Origin of the sequence: Catenibacillus scindens, from assembly GCF_014202115.1 — a bacterium.
Lineage (GTDB): Bacteria > Bacillota > Clostridia > Lachnospirales > Lachnospiraceae > Catenibacillus > Catenibacillus scindens.
In genome coordinates, this window is the sequence record NZ_JACHFW010000002.1 from 415780 (window position 1) to 422317 (window position 6538).

At 45.9% G+C, this 6538-nt stretch carries 7 protein-coding genes; all 7 read right to left on the bottom strand.

The features are described from left to right. Positions 1-13 precede the first annotated feature (13 nt). Positions 14-736, bottom strand: coding sequence for a hypothetical protein (locus tag HNP82_RS04845; protein ID WP_183772061.1), 723 nt, complete (start codon positions 734-736; stop codon positions 14-16). 158 nt (positions 737-894) lie between these two features. Then, positions 895-1056: a VanZ family protein gene (locus HNP82_RS18755; RefSeq protein WP_183772113.1), complete on the bottom strand. Its 162-nt coding sequence runs from the start codon at positions 1054-1056 to the stop codon at positions 895-897. Next, a complete protein-coding gene (locus HNP82_RS04855; RefSeq protein WP_183772063.1) occupies positions 986-1417 on the bottom strand; it encodes a Glia associated membrane protein glam-1 family protein in 432 nt (143 codons plus the stop codon). Before HNP82_RS04855 ends, HNP82_RS18755 begins: the two co-directional genes overlap by 71 nt. Positions 1418-1429: 12 nt before the next feature. Next, on the bottom strand, positions 1430-2647 hold the full coding sequence (locus HNP82_RS04860; protein ID WP_183772065.1) for a polysaccharide biosynthesis C-terminal domain-containing protein: 1218 nt from the start codon (positions 2645-2647) through the stop codon (positions 1430-1432). Positions 2648-2664: 17 nt separating this feature from the next. Further along, positions 2665-3834 carry a non-hydrolyzing UDP-N-acetylglucosamine 2-epimerase gene (wecB, locus tag HNP82_RS04865; protein WP_183772067.1) on the bottom strand — a complete coding sequence of 390 codons (1170 nt, stop codon included), beginning with the start codon at positions 3832-3834 and terminating at the stop codon, positions 2665-2667. Between the two features lie 175 nt (positions 3835-4009). Continuing rightward, complete coding sequence (locus HNP82_RS04870) at positions 4010-5710, bottom strand: AAA family ATPase (protein WP_330599435.1); 1701 nt, start codon at positions 5708-5710, stop codon at positions 4010-4012. Positions 5711-6024: 314 nt separating this feature from the next. Next, positions 6025-6192 carry a hypothetical protein gene (locus tag HNP82_RS18345; RefSeq protein WP_330599436.1) on the bottom strand — a complete coding sequence of 56 codons (168 nt, stop codon included), beginning with the start codon at positions 6190-6192 and terminating at the stop codon, positions 6025-6027. Between the last annotated feature and the right edge of the window lie 346 nt (positions 6193-6538).

Genomic DNA, 6538 nt, shown 5'->3' on the forward strand with positions numbered 1-6538 from the left:
CAACAGCCTCCTTTCATCTTTTCCATTTCCAGAATATCTGTTCCACTCCCTCCTGGGTTTCCTTTAATTCCCGGACACGTTTTGCAAAAATCTCACTGTACATATCTTTTGCGTCTTTACAATGAAAATCGTACATCAGACGCCCAAGCTCTGTATCATCCTGTATGCTGGAATTGACGTATATAACATAATCGTCAGCATCAAAAGGCTTTCCGCTTTCGTCAATTCTTTTTCGGATATGATAGATCGGATGCCGGCCGCCCAATGGGTCTTTTCCTGTAATAAATATGACATATCTTTCCGGAAGATGGTCAAAATTTTCTCCTACTTCCAAAATATTCATATCCATCAGGCTACTGTGATACCTTGCGCGCTTTGGATTGGCGCCCTCATCTTTTTGCTGGATTTCCAGATCATAATAGAGGCCAAGGGAATCTCTGACCACACAATCCAATATGGCCGACCGCCCCTGCAGATTTTTATAATCTCCCTGAACAACAAATCCCGTTACCTGCAGATCCGGCTTTCCCATGATCACCCGGAGGGCATACTCCACACATTCCCGTCGGTCGAAGACCTTCCGCATAAATGTGTCACTCATAATTGTAAAATTCCGAATAATCACTTTGTATCTCTCCCGACGGGCTTCCAGTGTATTTTCGGCCGCTGCCAAACTCTTTCCCGCCGCTTTATCTTCTGTAAAAATGTCGTTCTCCCGATGTTCCTTAAAATCCATCCGGGCACCTCCATTCTTACATTTTACTTTATCTTATCACCAGTCGAAAAAAATCACAATGTATCGCAGAAAATTTATAAAAAGTTAATAACCGTTGATCCCATGTCATTGGCAAAGTTCCACTCACAGGTTTGCCACGCATTCTCATTTTTCAACACTCATGCTTTCCTCAATTTTATTCGCAAAATCAAAACAACCACAGCCCAGCCGATAATACCTCCCAGAGTATTGTGAAAAATATCATCAAATTCAAACAGCCCTTTTTTTAAAATAAACTGTAAAATCTCTATGGCTGATGAAAAGGCAAAATTTACAATTATTTTTTTTCAGCCGTATCCGGGGAATGCTGATTTTCAAAAGGATTCCCACTGGCATAAGCATGATAATGTTCCAAAAATCTTCTTCCAGGAGAGGCCGGTTCCCATGGAGAATTTCCCAATAAGACCAGAAAGGAACCAGTTGATATTGATAATCCGCTGCAGTTTTCCTGGCAAAAACAGTGTAGGACAGCACCAGAAGAATATAAAATATCATCACCGCAAAACTGATTCGCCAAGAAAAAGTAATGAAGCCTTTTTTATATAAAAAGAGTCCTGCGCCATAGACAGTCAGCGCTGTCAAAAAGGCAAAAATAATACTTTCCAGGCCAAGTACAGGATAAATATTCCAGAAAAAATCCATAAACCTTTAAACCTACACCGGTTCTCCGAAGGTATCCGGATGTCCCTGATCGAAGGTTTCATTGGCCCACATCACTGTCACAAGATTTTCAGTGTCACTGAGATTAATGATGTTATGGGTATAGCCAGGCAGCATATGGACAGCCTCGATTTTTTCGCCGCTGACTTCATATTCCCGTACCGGATAAGGCTGGCCGTTGTCGTCTAAGCCTACCCGGCGCTCCTGGATCAGCCCGTGGCCGGACACCACAATGAAAAACTCCCACTTGCTGTTATGCCAGTGCTGGCCCTTGGTGATCCCCGGCCTGCTGATATTGACGGAAAACTGGCCGCAGGATGCTGTCTTTAACAGTTCTGTAAAACTGCCCCGCTCATCCACATTCATCTTTAACGGAAACTTTGTCTGATCTTCCGGCAGATAGGAAAGGTAAGTGGAATACAGCTTCTTTTCAAAAGAGCCGTCAGGGATCTGAGGCATCATCAGGGAAGATGGCTGAGCCTTAAAGCTCTCTAAAAGATCCACAATTTCCCCCAATGTCGCTTTGTGGGTCACGGGGACAAAACAGTATCGTCCCTCTGCCTTTTCCACCGGCGTCAGGCCGTCGTAATCGCAGCGATGCTCCTTTCCTTCCAGGGCGTCCAGCATTTCCTCCACCAGGTCATCAATGTAGAGAAGCTCCAGCTCCGTAGCCCGGTCATTGACTGTAATCGGCAGGTCATTGGCCATGTTGTTGCAAAATGTAGCCACCGCCGAATTATAGTTGGGGCGGCACCACTTTCCAAAAAGATTGGGAAAACGGTACACAAGAACCTTGGCCCCGGTATCTTTGGCGTAATCAAAGAAAAGCTCCTCCCCGGCCAGCTTGCTTTTTCCGTAATCCGACTGGCCGTAACGTCCAATGAGGGTTGCCTGGATAGATGAAGACAACATGACCGGCGCAGTATTTTTATATTTTTTCAATGTATCCAGAAGGGTCCGGGCAAATCCAAAATTGCCCGCCATAAATTCACTGTTTTCTTTCGGTCGGTTCACCCCCGCCAGATTAAATACAAAATCCGCGTCCTTACAGTAAACATCCAGCAGAGCCGGATTAGTTTGCAGATCATATTCATACACAGCCTCAATGGAAAGCTCCGGGCGGGTCCGGTTTTTATTTTCCATAATATTCTTCAAATTGGCCACAAGATTTTTTCCCACAAATCCCCGGGCCCCTGTCACTAAGATTTTCATTTCAACATTCCTCTCTTTTAAAACTTCCGCCATACCATTTTATTGACAACCCCTGTATAGGACTGAATGATCTTCACCACTTTATCGGAAACATTTTCATCCTTGTAATCCGGCACAGGCAGGCCATAATCCCCGTTGGCGTTCATCATCACAGCGGTGTCCACTGCCTGCAAAAGGGACGTCTCGTCAATTCCCGCCAGAACAAAGCAGCCTTTGTCCAGAGCTTCCGGCCGCTCGGTGCTGGTGCGGATGCACACCGCCGGAAATGGATGTCCTACTGATGTAAAGAAAGAACTTTCCTCCGGCAATGTCCCGGAATCGGACACTACAGCAAAGGCATTCATCTGAAGACAATTATAGTCGTGGAATCCAAGGGGTTCATGGGCGATCACCCGCGGATCAAGGACAAATCCGGACGCCTGGATACGTTTTCGTGAACGGGGATGGCAGGAATAAAGAACAGGCATATCGTACTTTTCAACCATCTTATTAATGGCATTAAAGAGGCTTAAAAAGTTCTTTTCCGTGTCAATATTCTCCTCCCGGTGGGCGGACAGAAGAATATACCTTCCTTTTTCCAGGCCAAGGCGCTGATGGATATCCGACGCCTCGATCTTTTCCAGGTTGGCGTGAAGAACTTCCGCCATGGGAGAGCCGGTCACATAGGTCCGCTCCTTGGGTAATCCGCAGTCTGCCAGATAGCGCCGGGCATGCTCTGAGTAGGCCAGGTTTACGTCAGAAATAATATCTACGATCCGCCGGTTTGTCTCCTCCGGCAGACATTCGTCTTTACAGCGGTTGCCCGCCTCCATATGAAAAATGGGAATATGAAGGCGCTTCGCCCCGATCACCGACAGGCAGGAATTGGTATCCCCAAGAACAAGCACCGCGTCCGGCTGGATTTCCACCATAAGCTGGTAGGACCGGGCAATGATATTTCCCATGGTCTCCCCGAGGTCCTTTCCCACCGCGTCCAGATAAACTTCCGGCGCCTCCAGCTCCAGGTCATGGAAAAACACGCCGTTAAGATTGTAATCATAGTTTTGGCCAGTGTGGGCCAGGATCGTATCAAAATACTTTCGGCATTTCTTGATCACTGCCGCCAGCCGTATAATCTCCGGCCGGGTACCCACAATGATCAGCAATTTTAACTTTCCATTATTTTTAAAAGAAACTTTCTCTGACATATAATTATCCTCCAATTAAAAAAGAGAACGGGTATTTCCCATTCTCTCATTATTTTACATTTTCATAGAACCGAACGTATGGCGGGCAAACTCCATCAGTTCCTTATTAGGGATAGATACATATCCACTTTCATAATTCAAATAAAGGCCCACAGGACTAATCACGCCTCCGCTTTCACGCCGTCACTACCATACACGATTTCTCCCAAAACGCTATACCGTATTTCATGATTTTTTTCATTCCCCGGCGTTTCAAACCTTCCGCATACTTCTTTTCTTCGATCTGAACCAACGCCTCATCGCAGGCTTTTTCCAGGTTTCCGTCATCCGCATACTTAATCTCGATCACAATCCCGATCCGTTCCGGCGTCTGAACGGAAATATCGCTGTACCCTTCCCCTGTTTCCGCGTTAGATTTGACCAGCCAGCTCCCCTGGCTCCTGAGCAGCCCCAGCAGCATCCCATGATAAAAATTTTCTTTCATATTCCTTCGTACTGCCGTGTCCCGAACGCTGATGGAATCCCAAAGGTAATCGCCAAGCATATTCTGGAGTGTATCTATGTCCCCCGCCGGAAACGCCGCGCAGAAACGGTTGATCCTCTCTGTGTCTGACCATGTTGTTTCCCGGAACCAATCCTCCACCAGTTCATAGAATAATTTGCGGATCTCACCATTTGGAATCCATAAGCGGAATATATCCGCATCAGCCTGATCCAAATGCCTGCCTGTCAGATAGCCTGTGGCATAAAGGACGCTCCACACATTCTCAATACTATCCTCAATATCCCGATACGTCAGTTCCTGGCTGACCTTTTTCGTGATCTTTCCCCCGTTTAGCAGTTCCTCCACCTCATCTTTCGTGGTCTGATCTGCTTTTTCAAGCAAACGGAGAACGAGGCCATTCCCACTGGTATTGGCCCAGTAGTTTTTTGGCATGGTCTTTGGATCTGCCAGCAGCTCATCGCAATAATTGATCACATCCCATGGGCAATACACTTCCGTATCCCCAAAACGGTATCCGTCGTACCAGTCACGGATCACATCCCTGTAAGAAGACAGGCCATAGAATGTCAACATTTCATCCACATCCGCATTGGTGAAACCGAAAAACTCATCATACCGGACATCCGAAATAGTGTGTACCTTCAGGTTGTTGAGGCCAGTGAAAATACTCTCTTTGGAAATTCTCAGGCACCCGGTAAGCACTGCAAAATACAGGCTGTCATTGGTCTTTAAGGCATTTCCAAGCAGATTGCGGATGAGATTTACCATCTCATGGTAGTATCCGGCCTGGAACGCCTTATCAAGAGGCACATCGTACTCATCAATGAGCAAAATGACCTTCTGGCCGTAATGTTTGGACAAAAGCTTTGATAGTGTTTTCAGACTCGCTGCGGCCACTTTATCTGTCATCGTATAAATTCCGCCCTGGGATGAACCAACCTCTGTCAGCTGTGCATACGCCTGCTTCTCATCACCTGTCAGTTTATCGCTGGAACGTAAAAAATGAAATCTTCCGGCTTCATCTCCAATCACTGTCTTCAGCGCTGTCAAAGCTGCTTGAAAATCCAATCCATCCACACTTTTCAGGCTGATGGAGATCACAGGAAACTTCCCCATGTACTTCTCACACAGCGCCCTTTCCCTCGCAATCTTCAGCCCCGCAAACAGTGCCGGATCTCCTCCGATCTCAAAGAAACATTTCAGCATACTCATATTCAAGGTCTTCCCAAAGCGCCTTGGACGGGTAAACAGGTTGACTTCTCCCCAGCTTTCCAGCAGCTCCTTAATGAACAGAGTTTTATCTACATAATAAAAATCATTAGTTCTGATTTTTTCAAATCCATCAATCCCAATGGGAAGTTTCTTCCTCACCTTTCCCTCGCTCCTTCCGGCGTCTAAGAGTCCTTTAACTTTACTCCATATTATCATTAAAGCGGAGCAATTTCAAGCTTCCGGATTTTCAGCGCACACCTCTAATCACCTTGTCTCATCTGCGTAAATACAAAAGCCGGGAAAAGCCCGGCACCCTATGCTTCCGCAAAGATCCCACTGTACATATCCTTTACGTCTTTGCAATGAAAATCGTGCATCAGACGTCCAAGCCCTTTTAGTTATCAGTCAGACCAAGTAGCCAGTCCCTGGCATTGATCCGCCATATTCCATCGTACTGTGCTTCCGGGTCATCATCAAGCGTCAGGATCATTTTGGGATAGTGGGTCACCAATCGCAATAAGCGGTCTCAGTTCCCGTTCCAGCGTCTTTTCATCTCGCACGGAAAGAGCGACCTGATAATACCAGATTTCCTTACTGTTCTGAACTGCAAAATCAACTTCAAAGGAATCAATCTTCCCCACATATACATCAGACCCCTACATAGCAATTCCAGATACACCATATTTTCCATAACATGTCCCTCAGGAGATTAAACTCATCCAGGATATGAAATACCGCAATCCCCTGCCTGTCTGAAAAATAGTGAGGTGATCGGAAAACATTTCTTCCTCTGTTCCTCCAAACAATAAATGAACGGTCTTTTTATATTTCAGATCTTCTTTTGTCAATTTTATGAGAAAAATATAGTCTGTTTTTCCATCCACAGGATACCTATAGTGGCTCAGTTGTCAAGACAAAAATCTAAGATTTTTATAATGAACTGATATGGTGGACAAGTTCCCGGGAGAAGGATGTAGATAGTGGGTT

What these genes read in the sequence shown, in the direction of transcription:
- HNP82_RS04845 (WP_183772061.1), bottom strand. Translation starts at nt 736, where the DNA reads ATGGATTTTAAGGAACATCGGGAGAACGACATTTTTACAGAAGATAAA.
- HNP82_RS04855 (WP_183772063.1), bottom strand. Translation starts at nt 1,417, where the DNA reads ATGGATTTTTTCTGGAATATTTATCCTGTACTTGGCCTGGAAAGTATT.
- HNP82_RS04860 (WP_183772065.1), bottom strand. Translation starts at nt 2,647, where the DNA reads ATGAAAATCTTAGTGACAGGGGCCCGGGGATTTGTGGGAAAAAATCTT.
- wecB (WP_183772067.1), bottom strand. Translation starts at nt 3,834, where the DNA reads ATGTCAGAGAAAGTTTCTTTTAAAAATAATGGAAAGTTAAAATTGCTG.